Genomic DNA, 18,384 nt, shown 5'->3' on the forward strand with positions numbered 1-18,384 from the left:
AGGCTGAGTCGGAGACCGGGAGTCTGGGAGTCCGTAAGTCCGGGACCGGGGGCCGAGTTTGAGGTCGGGGCCAGGTGAGCCGGGGCGCACGGTGAGGCCGTAGTCCGTCGTACGGATCAGGTGAGTCGTACGAGTCGTACGGGATGTACGCGGCGTACGGTCGGGCATTTCGGTGCGAGCCGGGAGCCGTGACCGGTCACCCGCTCTGCCCGCTCGCCCGCCGTCGCTATAAGCGCGCGCCGATCATCGAGTCGCCCCGGCGAGGTCCGGGCAGCCGCAGGAGCCGCGGGCGATCAGGGTGGTGGGGTGGGTGATGCGCCGTACCGGGAGGGTGGGGTCGGCGATCTTGGCCAGGAGCCACTCGACGGCCGAGCGGCCCAGCTCGTCGAAGGGCTGCTGCATGGTGGTGAGCGCGGGCACCGTGTACTCGCTGCCGTCGATACCGTCGAAGGCGCAGACCGCCACGTCGTCGGGGACGCGCAGTCCCAGTTCGGCGGCGGCGCGCAGGACGCCGATGGCCTGCTCGTCACTCGCCACGAAGAGCGCGTCCGGATGCCCCGCCTCCGCGAGCATCCGCCGGCCGGCCCGGTACCCGTCGGCCCGTCCGAACGGCACATGCGTCAGCGACGCGCTCTCCGGATCCCGCCCGGCCTCGACGAGGGCCCGGCGCCAGCCCGCGACCCGGTCGACCGTCGGATGCACGCCCTCCAGCCCGGCAATGCACCCGATCCGCTGCCGGCCGTGAGCGAGTAGATGGGAGGTGGCCTGGTACGCGCCGCCCTCGTTGTCGGTGAGCACCTGCGTCGCCCCCGGCAGCTCCAGCTCGCGGTCGAGCACCAGCCGGGGCACGGTCGTCTGCTCGGACAGCTCCGCGACCCAACTGTGCGGGCCGTGGATCGGGACCACGATGAGCCCGTCCACCTGCCGGTCGAGCAGGGTCCGGATGTACGTCGCCTCGCGGGCGTCGTCACCCATCGCGTTGCCCAGCAGCATCGTGTAGCCGGAGGCGAAGCCGACATCCTCGATGACGCGGGCCAGCTCGGCGAAGAAGGGGTTGGAGTTGTCGGGCACGACCAGCCCGAAGGTCATGGTCCGCGAGGTCTTCAGGGACCGGGCCACCACGTTGGGGCGGTAGCCGAGCTCGTCTATCGCCGCGAGGATCCGTTCGCGGGTGGCGGGGGCGACCTTGCGGGGGCCGTTGTTGAGGACGTAGCTGACCAGGGCCTCGGAGGTGCCCGCCAGGCGCGCCACGTCGCGGCGAGTTGCCATCAGACCCTCCTTCGGCTCGGGGGCTGCGTTCTGGAAGTATCAACTCGTGTTGTCAACACGAGTTGATTCGGTTGCGTTGGATGAATATCGACTGCTGATCCGCCGATGCGCAAGAGGTTGCCCGAAATCCTTTGGTAAAGAGTTCGAAACCTTGCTTTGCAGGTGAAACTCGGGCGGGACCTTGATCACCACCTCGGTGATCACCTGATCACCACCCTGATCATCGCGGCGGGATGAATCCGCCGCCCTCCTGCGTTGGTGTTCGCCGAGGGCACCCCGGCCTGGACGCACGCTCTATCACCGCGACGAAACAGCCGAGGCCAGTGTTGCGTCGCCTGGCAGACGTCCGCGCGGACCGAGCCGAAGCCAGTGCCTTCGTCGAGGCGACCGGTGTGCACGTGGCCCCGCTGCTTGCCGCTGGATACTGGGCCCTCGATGATGAGTTCAAGGGCGACCCGTTCGATCTGGAGGGCGCGGTGACCGCTGTGGCGCTCAAGATCGAGGACGAGGGCGAGGCGCGGTGGATCGTCAACTGCCTAGACGTTCTTCAGGTATTCGACCGTGAAGACGTCCAACTGCGCCTGGAACCGCTGTTGCGCCAGTGCGTGACGCTCCGCGTGTGAGCGTGTGACACCCGGTCCGGCCGCCGGCATGTCCGGGCGGCCGGACACCTTGCCGGTAGCCGACCAGACACGGTTGGTCCATCTCCGGGAGGCTCCTTGAGGACGTCGACTTCGCATACCCGCCCGGTGGCCGGGTCGGTCACGGTGAAGCGGGCCGACAGCGGGGCGGTCTCCAGCGCGTGCACCTTGGTGGTTTCACGACCCCTTGGGTCGGGCCGTGCAGCTGGTCCAGCGATTCCGGCAGACGGCGCCGGAACTTCTCCGGTACAGCGCGAGGTCCTCGGCGACCACGCCCGACAGGTCGCTCGGCGTGGGGGCGGGGTGCTGTGGGCTGGAGGGAATGGCCCCATTCTGGCGGCCGGAGCAGTGGCGCGGGTCATGATGTCCGAGCCTGCGTCCGGAGTGAGCGATAGCGAGCTCGTGCGGGCGAGCTGGTCGGGCCGGCCTGTTCCGCCCGAAGACGAGGGATGGACTGTTGGTCATGACGCTCGTTTGGCGCTCTGGTCGCCCGGGCGCGGCACCGTGAGCCGATAAATCGGCTCTGACCTGGTCTTTTCCGTGACTCGCCCAGGCCGACATCCTTCCGATGACGCATCGCGTGGAGTGCGTGGCGATCCTTGAGCCGGTGGCCAAGGGCTCCTGACCTGTGCTCGTGACGCTCATCCGGTACTCGTTGTGACGGGGTGTCAGGCAGCCTTCGGGCAGCTCAAGCCCTTTCAAGCAGGCCGGAATGGGTGACGCCTGACAGGCGTTTCCGCAGTCCACGAATCCGGAGCGTTTCGCGCGTCTCGTCGTGGGGACGGCTCGCAAGCAGCCGCCCCGGAGAGTTCGCCGAGACGCTGGAGCGGGTCACGAACGCCTGGGTCCGGAGGGCCGGCGGTCGACAGGGCATGACGAGACCATCCGCTCCGACGCACCGGGCGAGCAGTTTTTTGCGCCGCGGGCGATGCTGCGGTCGCCGTACTGGTCATGGCTACGCTTGGTGATGACACAGGATGCGAACCGCCCGCGTCGGTGGAACTCTCGACGTCATGGACAACACGCGACTGGTTCCCCTCCGTGGCAGTGAGCGCAGCGCCCACGCGCATGCGCGCTCGACCGGAGCGGTGAGCGATTCAGAACGCATCGAGGTCACACTGGTCCTGCGCCGTCGCTCCGAGATCCCGGATGACCTGGTCGAAGGACCCGAGACGATCACGCGTGAGGAACTGGCGGCCCGTTACGGCGCCGGTCCGGCCGACATCGACATGGTGAAACGGACAGCGGAGCAGCACGGGCTGACGGTGACTCAAACGGATCCGGCCGCACGTCGGGTCAAGATCTCCGGAACGCTCGGTCAGCTACGGTCCGTGGTGCAGGCCGACTCACTCACCATGGTCACGACCCCCGACCCGGCGGACGAAGAACGGATGGTGGAGCACCGGCAGCGGACCGGCGACCTGCGCATCCTGCCCGAGTGGGACGGCGTGGTGATCGGCGTGACGGGCTTGGACAACCGACCGCAGGCCCGCCCGCACATCCAGCGCATGAAGGCCCATGCCGTCCACTCGTCGTACTCGCCCGTCGACCTCGGCAAGATCTACCGCTTCCCCCCGGGCACGGACGGCAGCGGTCACACGATAGGCGTCGTCGAACTCGGCGGCGGGATCCCGGAAGGCGACCTGGACGCGTACTTCGCCATGCTGGGCATCCCCACGCCGCGCGTGGACGTCGTCGAGGTGGGCAGCGGCAGTAACGCCCCGGGCGACCCGGCCGACGGGGAGGTGATGCTCGACATCGAGGTGATCGGCGCGCTGGCGCCCGGTGCGCGCCAAGTCGTGTACTTCGCGGAGAACAGCGCGCAGGGCTTCGCCGACGCCGTCAGCACCGCGGTGTTCGCCGATCCCACGCCCACGGCAGTGAGCATCAGTTGGGGCCAGCGTGAGGACCTGTGGACCGCCCAAGGCCGCGCGATCCTCGACGCCGCACTGGCCGACGCCGCTGCCATGGGCGTCACCGTCTGCGTGGCTTCCGGTGACAACGGCAGCAGCGACGGCGACCCGACGGGCAAGCCGCACACCGACTTCCCTGCCTCAAGTCCTCGCGCCCTCGCCTGCGGCGGTACCCACCTGGAAGCCGACCCGGCCACCAGCACCGTCAACTCCGAGAGCGTGTGGAACAACGGAAACGGTTCCGCCTCCGGCGGCGGCGTCAGCCGCACGTTCATGCAGCCCAGTTGGCAGGCGAACGTCGGCGTACCCAACGGCAACGGCCAGGACCGCCGACGCGGCGTGCCCGATGTGGCCGCTGACGCCGACCCGAAGACCGGATACAGAGTGCTCATCCACGGCCGGGACGAGATCATCGGCGGCACCAGCGCCGTGGCCCCGCTCTGGGCCGCGTTGACCGTCCGTCTCGCCGAGGCACTCGGTCACCCGTTCGGCATGCTCCAGCCCGTGCTGTACGACGGTGCGGCACCGGGGGTGAGCCCGGCCGGCTTCCGTGACATCACCCTGGGCGACATCGGTGGCTTCGCGGCCACGCCCGGCTGGGACGCCTGCACAGGACTCGGTGTCCCGGACGGTCAGGCGCTGCTGGCCCGTCTCGCCTCGGTCTGACAGCCGCACAACCGGCGTGCCGTCCACCGGGAAGCCTCTGGTGGACGGCACGGTGAATCCGGGCCTGACACGACTCGGCGAGTCGGGCGTGCGGAACGCACCAGGACGCTATGGCCGATCCGACGATCCGACCGGGAGGGCGTCTGTTCCCGGCCGTGACCGAACGCGGGGTGCGTGAGGTCAGTCGTCGATTGTTGGGATCGAGTCGTCGCGCAGGCTGGTGGCCAGCCACTGCTCAACGGCCGTGATGTGGACGGCCGCCGCGGCGGCGGCGTGCAGGGCGTCGCGTGACTGGAGTGCGGTGAGGATCTGTTCGTGGTCCTCGTGGGCTCTGTTCAGGGCGTCACCGGCCTGGCTGCCGCGGACGATGCGGACGCGCTGTGTGCGCGTGGAGAGCACTTGCAGCAGCATCGACAGCACGGGGTTGCCGACCGCTTCGATGATTCTGAGGTGGAAGGCGATGTCGTGGGCGACGAACTCCTCCACGGTGGCTACGGTCCGGGACCGGTCGAGGATGTTGCGCAGTTCCTGGAGGTCCTTGGGTTTCAGGAGCGCGGCGGCGAGCCCTGTCGCCTGCGGTTCCAGCAGTCGGCGCACCTGGAGCAGTTGCAGAGCAGTGTGGCCCTGGGAGACATCGGCGGCGAAGGAGAGGCTTTCCAGCAGGAGATGGGGTTCCAGGCTGGAGACGTAGGTGCCGTCGCCCTGACGGGTGATCAGGATCCGCATGGCGGTCAGCGCCCGAACGGCCTCGCGAAGGGAGTTGCGGGACAGGCCGAGTTGCTCGGCGAGGATCTCCTCTCTGGGCAGCCGGGAACCGGGCTCGAGCTCGCCGTCGACGATCATCGTCTTGATCTTGTCGATCGCATCGTCCGTCAGTGCCACGAGCATTCCTCTCCGTGCCGGGATGAGTGGGGCGGGCTCTGCCGGGCCCGGTTCTGGGCCGGTAGACCCCGCCTGCGGTGCGTGGCTATTCCTGCTTCTCGCCGGAGGCGAACCGGGAGATGATCAGGGCGACGATGATGATGGCTCCGTTGAGGAACTGGTTCCACAGCGGAGGCACGCCGGCCAGGGTCATGACGTTCACGACCAGCTGGAGGGTGAGGACGCCGGTGAGGGCACCGAACACGGAGCCCTTGCCGCCGTTGAGGCTGACCCCGCCGATGACGGTCGCGGCGAAGACCTGGAAGATCCAGCCGCTGCCCTGGGTGGCGGAGATGGAGCCGTAGTGGCCGCTGTAGAGGATGCCGGCGAACGCGGCGAGAACGCTGCCGAGGATGAGGACGATCCACACGATGCGGTCGACGCGGATGCCCGCGGTACGTGCCGCCTCCGCGTTGCCGCCGATCGCGTACAGCGCCCGGCCGTGCCGGAGCCAGGCCAGTGCACTGCCCCCGATGGCGAAGAGCAGCGCGCACACCCAGATGGCGGCGGGTACGCCCACCCAGGACGTCCTGCCCAAGTAGGTGAAGGAGGAAGGCAGTTCGACGATCGACTGCCCCTGGGAGAGGGCGACCTGGAGGCCGCGCAGCATGGTCAGGCCGCCCAGGGTGACGATGAAGCCGTTGAGGCGCAGCTTGAGGATGAGGAAGCCGTTGACGGCACCGATCAGCGCGCCGACCAGCAGACACAGCGGGATCGCCGTCCACTCGGGAAAGAGACCCAGCCCGTTGAACCGGCCGCCGCTGGACGGCAGAACGAGCCATACGGCGATGACGGGAGCCACACCGATGGTGGACTCCAGCGACAGGTCCATCCGCCCGGCGACCAGGATGAACGTCGTGGCCAGCACCAGCAGGCTCAGTTCGGTGGACTGCTGGGCCACACCGATGAGGTTGTCGGCGGTCAGGAAGGCCGGCGAGACGATGAACCCGATCAGGCCGAGGACGAGGATCGCCGGAACCAGGGACAGTTCACGGAAGCGCCCGAGGTCGACCCGGCGGCGCGCGGTCTGCGCGTCGGCAGGCTCAGCCTTGCTCACTGCGGGGTCGGTGAGATCTGTGGTGGCGGACATGACTACCTTCCGTGCTCGTCTGCGCCGGTTGAGGCGGGTACGGCGGATGCGGGGGACGCGGTGGCGGGGGCCGTGTCGCCGCTGACGCCCTCGATGGCGGCGACGACGACCTCGTCCTTCCAGCCGCGGTCGAACTCGGCGACCACGCGGCCGTGGAACATGACGACGACCCGGTCGCAGACCTTCAGGTCGTCCAGTTCGTCGGAGACGATCAGCGCGGCCCTGCCGCCGTCCGCGACCTGCCGGATACGGCCGAGGAGAAATTCCTTGGACTTGACGTCCACCCCGTTGGTGGGCCGGATGGCGACCAGGACGTGCGGATCGGTGGCCAGCGCACGGGCGACGACGACCTTCTGCTGGTTGCCGCCCGAGAGGGCGGAGACCGGGGTGGCGGCTCCGGGGGTCTTGATGTCGAGGTCCCGGATCATGCGGGCGGCGAACGCCTTGGTGCGGGCCGGCAGGACCGTGCCGAAGGGACCGAGCTGGTCGGTGACGGTGAGCGTCGCGTTCTCCGCCACGCTGCGGTTGTTCACCAGTCCCTGAAGGTGGCGGTCCTCGGGGACCAGACCGACTCCGGCAGTGAGCGCGGACGGCACGCTGCCGGTGCGCACGCTCCGGTCGGCGACCGTGATCCGGCCGTCCTTGGCGCGGTGCAGACCGGCGATCGCCTCACCCACCTGCACGTTGCCGCTGGCGGTGGCTCCGGCGAGCCCGACGACCTCGCCGGAGCGGACCGAGAGGGAGATGTCCTCGCAGACGTCGGGCAGTGTCAGGCCGTCGATCGTCAGCAGTTCCTTGGCGTCGGACCGCGCGGCCCGGGGCCCGCCCGCGGTGGCGGTGACCATGGAGGCGGACTCGCCGGTCATGGCCTCCACCAGTGCCTGGTGGCCGAGTTCGGCGACGGGCGCGGTGAGGATGTGGCCCGCGTCGCGGTAGACCGTGACCGTGGTGCAGAGGTCGTACACCTCTTGCAGGTGGTGCGAGATGAAGAGGAAGGCGACGCCCTGCTGCTGGAGGTCGCGGAGTTTCTCGAAGAGCCGGTCGATGCCGCGGGCATCGAGTTTGGCGGTCGGCTCGTCGAGGATGATGAAGCGTGCGCCGAAGGACAGGGCTCGTGCGATCTCCACGAACTGCCGCTGCTCGACGGTGAGGTCCCTGGCCCGAGCGGCGGGGTCGACGGCCACGCCGTACTCGCCGAGCAGTTCCTCGGCACGCCGGCGCAGCAGCTTCCAGCGGATGGGCTGCATCGCCCTGCCGCTCTGCCGGTTCAGGAAGAGGTTCTCGGCGACGGTCAGCTCACCGATGATGGTGGAGCGCTGGTAGACACAGGCGACGCGGGAGCGCCAGGCGTCGATGTCGCCGAAGGCGGGCGCGGGCTCACCGGAGAAGCGCAGGGTTCCGGTGTCCGGTTGCTGGAGGCCGGTGAGGACGGACACCAGCGTGGACTTGCCGGCGCCGTTGCGTCCGACCAGGGCGTGCGACTCGCCCGGGGCGACGGTGATGCGGGCTTCGCGCAGTGCGACGGTCGCGCCGAAGCGTTTGCTGATGCCGGTCGCCTCGGCCACCGGGGCCGGGGTGCCGGGGCCGGTCGCGGTGTCCGCCATGGTGGATACCGTCCTTTGCGTACGGGGGCTGGGGCCAAGGGGCGCGGGCGTGGACCCGGGCCTGCGGGGCAGGGGGCGCCGGGAGACGGAGGCGGTGCTCCACGTCTCCCGGCGCGGCGGGCGGGACCCTGCCGTCATCAGCCGACGTTGTTGCCCCACAGGGCCTTGTCGTCGACGTTCTTCTTGGTGACCAGCGGCGCGGGGAGCTGGTCCTCAAGGCCGTTGGGCAGCTTGATGATGGTGGAGTCGTGGTCGGTCGCACCCGGCTTGAAGGTCTTGCCCTCGGCCGCGGCCTTGGCGTAGTACAGCGCGTACTTGGCGTAGAGGTCGGCGGGCTGGGAGATCGTGGCGTCGATCTGGCCCTTGCGGATGGCGTCGAACTCCTGCGGGATGCCGTCGTTGGAGACGATGCTGATGTGGCCCTTCTGCCCGGCGGGCTTGAGCAGGCCCTTCTGCTCCAGCAGGGCGAGGGTCGGCTGGAGGAAGACGCCGCCGGCCTGCATGTAGATGCCGTTCAGGTCCTTGTTCTGGGCGAGGAGCGACTGCAGCTTCGCGGAGGCCACGTCGCCCTTCCAGTCGGTGGGCAGCTCGAAGACCTTGATCTTCGGGAACTCCGTCTTCATGCACTCCGCGAAGGCCTCGGAGCGGTCACGTCCGTTGATCGAGTCCAGCGCACCCTGCAGCTCGGCCACCTTGCCCTTGCCGCCCAGCTGCTTGCCGAGGAACTCGCAGGCCTTGGTGCCGTAGGCCCGGTTGTCGGCGCGGACCACCATGTAGACATCGCCCTTGTCGGGCCTGGTGTCGACGCTGATCACGGGGATCTTCTTCGACGCGAGGGTGTCGAGGGTGGAGGCGATCGCGCCGGTGTCCTGCGGGGCCATGACGACGGCCTTGGCGCCGGTGTTCTGGAACACCTGGACGTTGGCGACCAGCTTGGTCACGTCGTTCTGCGAGTTGCTCAGCGGCAGGGCGTTGATGCCGTCGGTCTTGATGTCCTTCTTCACGTACTGGGCGTACGAGTTCCAGAAGTCGGAGTCGGAGCGCGGCAGGTCGATACCGATGGCGGGCTTGTCACCGCCCGAGGCGACCGAGGCGGTGCTCGCGCGGTTGCAAGCGGTGGCGAGGGTCAGCACCGCGACGACGGTGACGGCTGCGGCGGCGGAACGGGTGTGAGCGAGCTTCATGGCCGTGATCTCTCCTTAGCCAGGGGCACAGGGCCGCAGGGCGACGGTGGGAGGGGGCGTACCTGCCTGTGGGGAGGGGCGAGGTCGTCAGACGGGCAGGTGCCGATCCGGCGCGGAAAACGCGTAGATCGTCCCTGAGAGGGGCGGGTGTGAGGGTCGAGCGGAGACCGAGAACCGGAGGTGAAGCGACCGGCCGGATGGGGCCGAACAGGCGAGCTGGATGGCGGGGTATTCCTCCGATGTCTCTCGGACGACGAGGACGTTACGACGACGTTGCCGCCGTTGACAAGAGTTCACAGCCAGAGATTTACCGGGCATCCTGCGCAGGGCGTCGCGGCGCCGTTCCGGCCTTGTGGCGCCGCGCTGGCTCCCATCTGGCCTGTGTGTTCACGGAACCCGCGGGTGGGGGCGACGCGCCGCGGCAGCTTACGATTCGGCAACGGGAGGCGCGCCCCTGGTGCCCATCGCCGCACATCGGCCCATCCGTAGGCCGACTCCACCCGCTCTCACCAGGGCAGGGAGGCTTGTGGTTCGCCTATGGATTCATCGGATGGCGGATTGGGTGCCCACCTCTCCGGTCGCGTGTGATGGCGGGAGATGTGCCCCTTGTGCGGCTTGACCGGCAACGCCCGAGAAATACATCCGAGGAATCCATTGCCAGGGGTGATCTCTGCGATCTAAGGTCTCCGTGCCGTCATTCATCCGATGACTGGTGAGGCGCAGGAGCGAGGCTCTTCGAGACCTCCCGTCCGGCGCATCGCAGGCGGCCCGGCCCGCGGCCGGCCACCTCTGAGACGAAACCCGCATGGCAAGGGAGCTCCCCCAGTGAAACTGCTACGAGTCGGCGCCCCCGGTGAGGAGCGGCCGGCCGTCCGCACCGACGACGGCCGACTGCTGGACCTGTCCTCCGTGACCCCGGACATCGACGGCGCCTTCCTCGCCTCCGGGGGAGTCGACCGGGCCCGCGCGGCTGTCACGGCGGGAGAGCTGCCCCGACTCGACCCGGAGGGTCTGCGCGTCGGCGCACCCGTCGCCCGCCCCGGCAAGATCGTCTGCGTCGGTCTGAACTACCGCGACCACGCCGCCGAGACCGGCGCGGCGATCCCCGCCCGCCCGGTGGTCTTCATGAAGGACCCGGGGACGGTCGTCGGCCCGTACGACGAGGTGCTGATCCCCCGGGGGTCGGTGAAGACCGACTGGGAGGTCGAACTCGCCGTCGTCATCGGACAGCGGGCCCGCTACCTCGACGGACCCGAGGCCGCGCGGAACGTGATCGCGGGATACGCGATCAGCCATGACGTCTCGGAGCGCGAGTTCCAGCTGGAGTACTCCTCGCAGTGGGACCTGGGCAAGTCCTGCGAGACCTTCAACCCGCTCGGTCCGTGGCTGGTCACCGCCGACGAGGCCGGCGACCCGCAGAACCTCGGCCTGCACCTGAGCGTCAACGGCGTGAAGCGGCAGGACGGCCACACCAGCGACATGATCTTCCCGGTCGAGCACATCGTGTCGTACCTGAGCCAGTACATGGTCCTGGAGCCGGGTGACGTGATCAACACCGGTACGCCCGCGGGCGTGGCCCTCGGCCTTCCCGGCACCCCCTTCCTGCGATCCGGCGACACCGTCGAGCTCTCCGTCGACGGCCTCGGCAGCCAGCGCCAGACCTTCGCCCAAGCGTGAAAGGCACCACCACCGTGACTGCAAACTCCGCCCGGATCACGGCCGTCGACACCTATGACGTCCGCTTCCCCACCTCGCGGGAACTGGACGGGTCCGACGCCATGAACCCGGACCCCGACTACTCCGCCGCCTATGCGGTGCTGCGCACCGACGCCGGCGACGGACACGAAGGCCACGGCTTCACCTTCACCATCGGACGCGGCAACGACGTCCAGGTCGCCGCGATCGACGCCCTGCGGCCCCATCTCGTGGGCCGCAGCGTCCAGGAGCTGTGCGCCGACCCCGGCTCCGTCAGCCGCGACCTGATCGGTGACAGTCAGCTGCGCTGGCTGGGACCCGAGAAGGGCGTGATGCACATGGCGATCGGCGCCGTCGTCAACGCCGTGTGGGACCTCGCCGCCAAGCGCGCCGGACAGCCCCTGTGGCGGCTGCTCGCCCACGCCGACCCCGAGTGGCTGGTCTCCCAGGTCGACTTCCGCTACATCGCCGACGTCCTCACCCCCGAGGACGCCCTCCAACTGCTGCGCGACGGCAGAGACGGGGTCGCGGAGCGCGAGGCCGTCCTGCTGGAGCGCGGCTACCCCGGCTACACCACCTCCCCGGGCTGGCTGGGCTACTCCGACGACAAGCTCACCCGGCTGGCCAAGCAGGCCGTCGCCGACGGCTTCACCCAGATCAAGCTCAAGGTCGGCGCGGACCTGGCCGACGACATCCGGCGCCTGCGTACCGCCCGTACCGCCGTCGGCGACGGCATCCGCATCGCCATCGACGCCAACCAGCGGTGGAACGTGGGCGACGCGATCGAGTGGACCAAGGCGCTCGCCGAGTACGACCCGTACTGGATCGAGGAGCCCACCAGCCCCGACGACGTCCTCGGCCACGCCGCCGTACGGCAGGCGGTGGCCCCCGTGAAGGTCGCCACCGGCGAGCACGTCCAGAACCGCATCGTCTTCAAGCAGCTGCTCCAGGCCGGCGCCATCGACGTCCTCCAGATCGACGCGGCCCGGGTCGGCGGGGTCAACGAGAACCTCGCGATCCTGCTGCTCGCCGCGAAGTTCGGGGTGCCCGTCTGCCCGCACGCCGGCGGAGTGGGCCTGTGCGAGCTGGTGCAGCACCTGTCGATGTTCGACTACCTGGCGCTGTCCGGCACCACCGAGAACCGGGTCATCGAGTACGTCGACCACCTCCACCAGCACTTCACCGCGCCCGTGGTGATCCGCGACGGCCACTACACCGCGCCGCTCGCCGCCGGCTTCTCCGCCACCATGCGGGAGGAGTCCATCGCCGAGTTCCGCTACCCGGACGGTACGTTCTGGCTGGCCGACGGCGCCGCACAGGGAGAGCAGGGAGAGACCGCATGACCGATCTGTCGGGCCTCAGGGCCGTCGTCACCGGGGGCGCGTCCGGCATCGGGCTCGCCACGGCCCGCGCACTGGCGGAGCGGGGCGCGGCGGTGGCCGTGCTCGACCTCGATCCGGGCGCGGTCCCCGAACCGCTGCTCGGCTTCCGGGCCGACGTCACGGACGACGCCTCGGTGCGCGCCGCCGTGGAACAGGCCGCCGAACGGTTCGGCGGTCTGGACATCGTCGTGAACAACGCCGGTATCGGCGCCATCGGAACCATCGAGGACAACCCGGACGAGGACTGGCACCGGGTCCTGGACGTCAACGTCCTCGGTGTCGTACGCACCACCCGTGCCGCGCTGCCGTATCTGCGGCGTTCGTCCCATGCGGCGGTCGTCAACACCTGCTCGATCGGCGCCACCGCGGGCCTGCCCCAGCGCGCCCTGTACTGCGCCAGCAAGGGCGCGGTCCTCTCGTTGACCCTCGCCATGGCCGCCGACCACGTCCGCGAGGGCATCCGGGTCAACTGCGTCAACCCCGGCACCGCCGACACCCCGTGGGTCGGCCGGCTCCTCGACGCCGCGGACGACCCCGAGGCCGAGCGCGCGGCACTCAACGCCCGGCAGCCCTCGGGGCGCCTGGTCACCGCTGACGAGGTCGCCGCGGCCATCGTCTACCTGGCGAGTCCGGCCGCCGCGTCCGTCACCGGCACCTCGCTCGCGGTGGACGGCGGTATGCAGGGGCTGAGGCTGCGCCCGGTGGACCGGTCATGAGGACCACCACGCTGGGCGGCGGCGCGGTACCGGTCACGGAGCTGTCGCTGGGCTGCGCCGCCCTCGGCAACCTCTTCCACCCGGTCACCGACGAGGCCGCCCGTGCGACGGTGGACGCGGCCTGGGACGCCGGCATCCGCACGTTCGACACCGCGCCCCACTACGGTCTCGGCCTGTCGGAGCGGCGGCTCGGGGCCGCGCTGCGCGAACGCCCCCGTGACGCCTACACCCTCTCCACCAAGGTGGGCCGGCTTCTCGTGCCGGACCCGGAGGGCGGCGCCGGCGACGACCTCGCCGATGGCTTCGCCGTCCCGGCCACCCACCGCCGCGTCTGGGACTTCAGCGCCGACGGGGTGCTGCGCTCCCTGGAGGCGAGTCTGGAACGCCTCGGCGTCGACCGCGTCGACGTGGCCCTGCTGCACGACCCGGACGACCACGCCGACCAGGCGTTGCGCGAGGCGTACCCGGCGCTGGAGCGGCTGCGCGCCGAAGGCGTGATCGGGGCGATCGGCGTCGGGATGAACCAGTGCGCGCTGCCCACCCGGTTCCTGCGCGAGACCGACATCGACGTGGTGCTGCTCGCCGGCCGCTACACCCTTCTCGAACAGGACGGGCTGAGCGAACTGCTCCCGGAGGCGGCCGCCCGCGGCCGCAGTGTCGTCATCGGCGGGGTGTTCAACTCCGGGCTGCTCACCGCGCCCCGGCCCGGCGCCACGTACGACTACGCACCCGCTCCGCAGCCGGTGCTCGACCGGGCGCTGCGGCTGCTGGAGGTCTCCGAACGCCACGGTGTGCCGCTGCGGGCCGCCGCGCTGCGCTTCCCCTTCGGCCATCCCGCGGTGGCGAGCGTCCTGACCGGCGCGCGGTCGCCGCAGGAGGTGCGCGACACGGTGGAGCAGCTGCGACGCCCCATCCCGCAGGCCCTGTGGGACGAGCTGCGCGCCGAGGGCCTGCTGGACCCGGACACCCCCGTCCCGCAGGCCGCATGGACCGGTCAGGCCGTGCCGGCCGGGGAGGCCGCGCAGACGAGGGAGCCGTCATGAGGGTCGCCCTGCACACCAGGGTCCGCGCCGACCGCGTCGAGGAGTACGACGCCGCGCACCGCGAAGTGCCCGAGGAGCTGACCGCCGCCATCCGCGCCGCGGGGGTGAGCGAGTGGACGATCTGGCGAAGCGGCACCGACCTCTTCCACCTGCTGGAGGTCGCGGACTACCCGGCGATGATCGCGGAACTGGACAAGCTGCCCGTCAACATCGCCTGGCAGGCGCGGATGGCCGAACTCCTCGACGTCGTCCACGACTACTCCGCGCGGGGCGCGGACGCCTCGCTGCCGGTGGTGTGGAAGCTGTAACCGGAGCAGCCGGTCCTGACGCCGGCTCAGGCGCCTTGAGCCGCCGTACGGTCCGGCGGCGCCTCGCACGGGCGGTACGCGCCCGTGCGAAGCCATGTCCGCCACCTACCGACGGCTGCGATAGATCCCATCTATTTTTCGTCGCCATCTTCGTCTGAGGGGTGCGGGCAGGGTATTTCTCTGTAATTTCCTTGATTCTGCCCCCGGCTCTAGACAAGACATAGAAGCGTGTCACTTAATACATCCGATGTCCGAGTGAGTAGCTCTGGCCTCAAGCGGACGCGAGCCGCGTACCCGCCGCCTGGTCTGCGCCACGGACGAACAGTTGCAGACATGTCTGTGTCCTTCACCCCTCCTGGAGCCGCACGATGTCCTCCGCTCACCTCAGCAGACGCTCCCTCATCAAGGCCGCCGCCCTCGCCGGCGGTACCGTGGCGTTCGGGCTGCCGCAGGCACTGTGGGCCACCCCCGCCGAGGCGTACTCGGTCTCCTCGAAGATGGACTGGTGGTACCAGGCCCGGTTCGGGATGTTCATCCACTTCGGGTCCTACTCCTACCTCGGCCACGGGGAGTGGGCCTTCAGCGCCGAGAACTGGACCAAGGCCAACTACCAGTCCCAGGTGACCTCCCAGTTCAACCCCTCCAGCTTCAACGCCGCCACCATCGCCGAACTGGCCAAGAACGCCGGCATGAAGTACCTGGTGATCACCGCCAAGCACCACGAGGGCTTCGCGATGTGGGACTCCAACGTCGCAAGCTTCACCGACACCACGGGTACCAAGCAGTACAACCTGCACGACTACAACGGCTTCCAGCCCGACCTGCTCGCCCAGCTGAAGACCGAGTGCGAGAGCCGCGGCGTCAAGTTCGGGATCTACTACTCGATCCTGGACTGGAACCACCCCTCGCAGACCTGCGACAACAACACCCTGTACTCCGACATGGCCTCGCAGGCCGCTCGCACCGGCTACATCAACGACATGAAGGCCCAGCTGCAGGAGATCCTGGACCGCTACGACCCGGCCATCCTGTGGTTCGACGGCGACTGGTGCGGCAACCCCGTGCCCCCCACGCTCACCGACTGGTGGACCCAGGCCGACGGCCAGGACCTGTACAACTGGCTGATCGCCCGCAAGCCCAACCTCGTCGTCAACGAGCGGGTCAAGCGCGACCTCGGCATGGGTGACTTCGCCTGCCCGGAGCAGACCGTGCCCGCCGCGCCGCTGGACCGGCCCTGGGAGACCTGCGCCACCATGAACGGCGCCTGGGGATACACCAGTTGGGCGGAGAACTCCTACCGCCCCGTGTCGACCATCATCCAGGAGATGGTCACGGTCGTCTCCCGCGACGGCAACTACCTGCTCAACATCGGCCCCAAGGGCGACGGCACCGTGACCCCGGGAGCCGTGAACGTCCTGGGCGGCCTGGCGTCCTGGATGGCCACCTACTCCGACAGCATCTACGGCACCAGCGGCAGCCCCTTCGCCACCGAACCCTCCTGGGGGAAGATCACCAAGAAGAGCGGCAAGCTCTTCGCGCACGTCCTGACCTGGCCCACGAACGGCACGCTGCAGATCCCGGCCGTCTACAACACCATCAACCGCGTCTACCTGATGAACAACCCCTCCACGTCGCTCTCCTACACCGTCAGCGGCGGCACCATCAACGTCGCCGTGCCGGCCACCGCGCCGAACGCGAGCGACTCGGTGGTCTGCGTGGAGGTCAACGGCATGCCGGCCGTCCTCGCCGACGGCGTCTACCGCCTGGTCAGCGCCCGCAGCGGCAAGGCCCTCGACAACGGCAACGTCACCAACGACGGCGCCCAGGTCATCCAGTGGACCCAGAACGGCGGCTCCCCGCAGCAGTGGACGGTCACCAGCCTGGAGCACGGCTACTACAAGCTGGTCAGCGTGCGCAGCGGAAAGGCCCTGGACGACGACGGCGTCACCAGCGACGGCGCGGCGATCGTGCAGCGGAGCGACAACGGCGGCAAGCAGCAGCAGTGGGCCGTCACCGCGCTGGGCAACGGCGCGTACCGGCTCGTCAACCGGCACAGCGGAAAGGTGCTGGACAACGGCAACGTCGACGGGGACGGGGCCACGGTCATCCAGTGGACCGCCAACGGCGGCTCCCCGCAGCAGTGGAACGCGACGAAGATCGGATGAGCGCAGCCGGGGGGCGCGCCCTGCGGGCCGCCCCCCGGCTCTACGTACCCTGACCGCCGTCCGCGCGGAATCTGAGGACGTCGAGTGCGGTGAGGGCCACATGCAGTTCCGTGCGGTTCTCGCCGGATTCGAGGTCGCAGTCCACAAGGCGCTCGATGGTGCGCAGGCGTTGGTAGACGGTCTCCCGCGACAGCCCGCCCCGGCGCGCGGCCGTGGTCTTGTTGCCTGCCGCGTCCAGATAGAGGCGCAGGGTCGTCAGCAGCTCGCTGCCGTGCCGGGAGTCGTGGTCGATGAGGCGGCCGAGCCGTCGCTCGGCATAGTCCTGGATACGGGTGTCCTCACGGAGTGCGTACAGCAGGCGCCGCAGGCCGATGTCGGACAGCTCGTGGAAGGAGCGGTCCGGAGGGAGGGGCTGGCCGGGTGGGGTGGCCTCGGCGACGCGGGCCGCCTCGTGGAAGGAGCGGGCGCTGTCCCGGAGGTCCGTGACCTCCGAGCCGACGGTCACGATCGCCTGTGATGCCAGGGCACGCGTGGAGCCGCCCACCTGTTCGACGGCGGGCCGCCACGGCTGGGTGGGACGCAGGGCCAGCAGGACACCGAGACGGCCCGGAGCCAGCTCGCCGACGAGCGCCTGAGCCCCCGCCGCCTGGAGCTCCTGGGAAAGACGGCCCTCCAGCACCGCGCTCTCGTCCGCCGTGGGGAGGCCGACGAGGATGGCGCGGTACCGCCTGTCTTCGGTGGGCAGGCCCAGTGCGGCAATGCGGGCCTGGGCGTCCCCGGGTGAGCGGTGGCGCTGGCCCGCCAGGTCCTGCAAGGCGTTTCGGTGCGCTGTGCGTTCCCAGGGCGTGGAGTGAATGAGGCGGGCCACGGTCAGGGCCATCGCCGTCCTCTCCAGCACCGTGACGGGCTCCGGCGCGAAGGCCTGCCCGTCGGCTCCTGGGGCCGGGAGCATGACCACCCGGCCCCAGCGCTCGCCCTGGTACTCCACGGGAGCGACGAGCCGGCCGGCCGTGCCGCTTCCGCCGGCTCCGAACGGGATCTCCCGGGAGCGCTCCTCCCAGTCGCAGAGTGCCTCTTCCACCGTGATGCCGGAGGGCTCGCACATCAGGGCCTGGTGCATCAGGTTTTCCAGGACGACGGTGTGGCCGCTCATCTCGGCCGCCGCGCGCACCACCTCCTCCGGGCCCGCCCCGCGCAAGGTCAGGGCGGTGAATGCCTCGTGGATCCGCTGGGTCCGGCGCATCGCCTCGGCCTGGTTGCCGAGGATGAGGCTGTGGACGACCTGAGTGACCTCAAGGAAGTTGACGTCCTTGGCGAGGGTGATCAGCGGGAGGCCGCGCGCGTGGCAGGCGTGCACGAGCGCGTCCGGCGGGCGGTGGTAGCGCCGTACGAGTTCGATCACCAGGGCCGCCGCCGGTACGTCGGCGAGTTCGTCGACGTACCGGCGCACGCCCGCGGTGTCGTCGGGCAGGGGCATGCCGGTGGTCAGGACGAGTTCGCCGCCCTTGAGGAAGGAGGCGGGGTCCGTCAGCTCGGTGATGTGGACCCAGCGCACCGGCCGGTCGAGGTGGGCGACGCCGGTGACCACGTGCGGCTGTCCGGCGGCCAGGACGGGAAGGGCGAGCACATCGGCGACGGTCGGCGGGTGGCCCGCGGTGGCCGCGGCGAGGCCGTCCGTCAGCGCTGGATGAGCCGTAGTGCGGTGGTCGTTCACGGTGTCTCCAGGGGCCCTGCTCGCGCGGAGCCGCGAGTTCGGGGGACTGCCCGGTCACTCTGACAAGCGCCGC

At 69.9% G+C, this 18,384-nt stretch carries 14 protein-coding genes; 8 read left to right on the top strand and 6 right to left on the bottom strand.

Annotation, left to right across the window (positions count from 1 at the left end; translation table 11 throughout):
• Positions 1 to 243 precede the first annotated feature (243 nt).
• The gene (locus OG870_RS34110) at positions 244 to 1,269 is read right to left on the bottom strand and encodes a LacI family DNA-binding transcriptional regulator (protein WP_266522660.1); all 1,026 of its coding nucleotides are present in this window, start codon (positions 1,267 to 1,269) and stop codon (positions 244 to 246) included.
• 323 nt (positions 1,270 to 1,592) lie between these two features.
• Between OG870_RS34110 and OG870_RS34115 the strand changes: the two genes are divergently transcribed.
• Positions 1,593 to 1,892 (top strand): hypothetical protein, encoded by a 300-nt coding sequence (locus tag OG870_RS34115; protein WP_266522662.1) that lies wholly within the window; start codon positions 1,593 to 1,595, stop codon positions 1,890 to 1,892.
• Positions 1,893 to 2,923: 1,031 nt separating this feature from the next.
• Positions 2,924 to 4,489, top strand: a complete 1,566-nt coding sequence (locus tag OG870_RS34120) for a S53 family peptidase (RefSeq protein WP_266843683.1) — start codon at positions 2,924 to 2,926, stop codon at positions 4,487 to 4,489.
• Positions 4,490 to 4,669: 180 nt separating this feature from the next.
• On the opposite strand, the gene OG870_RS34125 is transcribed toward OG870_RS34120, so the two are convergent.
• The 4 genes from OG870_RS34125 to OG870_RS34140 form a co-directional block, all read right to left on the bottom strand.
• Positions 4,670 to 5,371 (bottom strand): FadR/GntR family transcriptional regulator, encoded by a 702-nt coding sequence (locus tag OG870_RS34125; RefSeq protein WP_266522666.1) that lies wholly within the window; start codon positions 5,369 to 5,371, stop codon positions 4,670 to 4,672.
• 85 nt (positions 5,372 to 5,456) lie between these two features.
• Positions 5,457 to 6,500: an ABC transporter permease gene (locus OG870_RS34130; protein ID WP_266590476.1), complete on the bottom strand. Its 1,044-nt coding sequence runs from the start codon at positions 6,498 to 6,500 to the stop codon at positions 5,457 to 5,459.
• Between the two features lie 2 nt (positions 6,501 to 6,502).
• On the bottom strand, positions 6,503 to 8,104 hold the full coding sequence (locus OG870_RS34135; RefSeq protein ID WP_266522670.1) for a sugar ABC transporter ATP-binding protein: 1,602 nt from the start codon (positions 8,102 to 8,104) through the stop codon (positions 6,503 to 6,505).
• 137 nt (positions 8,105 to 8,241) lie between these two features.
• Positions 8,242 to 9,288: a sugar ABC transporter substrate-binding protein gene (locus OG870_RS34140; RefSeq protein ID WP_266522672.1), complete on the bottom strand. Its 1,047-nt coding sequence runs from the start codon at positions 9,286 to 9,288 to the stop codon at positions 8,242 to 8,244.
• A gap of 825 nt (positions 9,289 to 10,113) precedes the next feature.
• Between OG870_RS34140 and OG870_RS34145 the strand changes: the two genes are divergently transcribed.
• From OG870_RS34145 to OG870_RS34170, 6 genes are all read left to right on the top strand, one after another.
• Positions 10,114 to 10,965 carry a fumarylacetoacetate hydrolase family protein gene (locus tag OG870_RS34145; protein ID WP_266590480.1) on the top strand — a complete coding sequence of 284 codons (852 nt, stop codon included), beginning with the start codon at positions 10,114 to 10,116 and terminating at the stop codon, positions 10,963 to 10,965.
• 14 nt (positions 10,966 to 10,979) lie between these two features.
• Positions 10,980 to 12,326, top strand: a complete 1,347-nt coding sequence (locus OG870_RS34150; RefSeq protein WP_266590482.1) for an L-fuconate dehydratase — start codon at positions 10,980 to 10,982, stop codon at positions 12,324 to 12,326.
• A complete protein-coding gene (locus OG870_RS34155; protein WP_266522678.1) occupies positions 12,323 to 13,081 on the top strand; it encodes an SDR family NAD(P)-dependent oxidoreductase in 759 nt (252 codons plus the stop codon). The genes OG870_RS34150 and OG870_RS34155 overlap by 4 nt, the downstream gene beginning before the upstream one ends.
• Positions 13,078 to 14,124, top strand: a complete 1,047-nt coding sequence (locus OG870_RS34160) for an aldo/keto reductase (RefSeq protein ID WP_266590485.1) — start codon at positions 13,078 to 13,080, stop codon at positions 14,122 to 14,124. Before OG870_RS34155 ends, OG870_RS34160 begins: the two co-directional genes overlap by 4 nt.
• Positions 14,121 to 14,432, top strand: a complete 312-nt coding sequence (locus OG870_RS34165) for an L-rhamnose mutarotase (protein WP_266590487.1) — start codon at positions 14,121 to 14,123, stop codon at positions 14,430 to 14,432. Before OG870_RS34160 ends, OG870_RS34165 begins: the two co-directional genes overlap by 4 nt.
• 368 nt (positions 14,433 to 14,800) lie before the next feature.
• Positions 14,801 to 16,597, top strand: coding sequence for an alpha-L-fucosidase (locus tag OG870_RS34170; RefSeq protein WP_266522688.1), 1,797 nt, complete (start codon positions 14,801 to 14,803; stop codon positions 16,595 to 16,597).
• A 40-nt stretch (positions 16,598 to 16,637) separates the two neighbouring features.
• On the opposite strand, the gene OG870_RS34175 is transcribed toward OG870_RS34170, so the two are convergent.
• Positions 16,638 to 18,311 (bottom strand): PucR family transcriptional regulator, encoded by a 1,674-nt coding sequence (locus tag OG870_RS34175; protein ID WP_443063447.1) that lies wholly within the window; start codon positions 18,309 to 18,311, stop codon positions 16,638 to 16,640.
• Positions 18,312 to 18,384: the final 73 nt, after the last annotated feature.

It is taken from the genome of Streptomyces sp. NBC_00461, assembly GCF_036013935.1.
Lineage (GTDB): Bacteria > Actinomycetota > Actinomycetes > Streptomycetales > Streptomycetaceae > Streptomyces.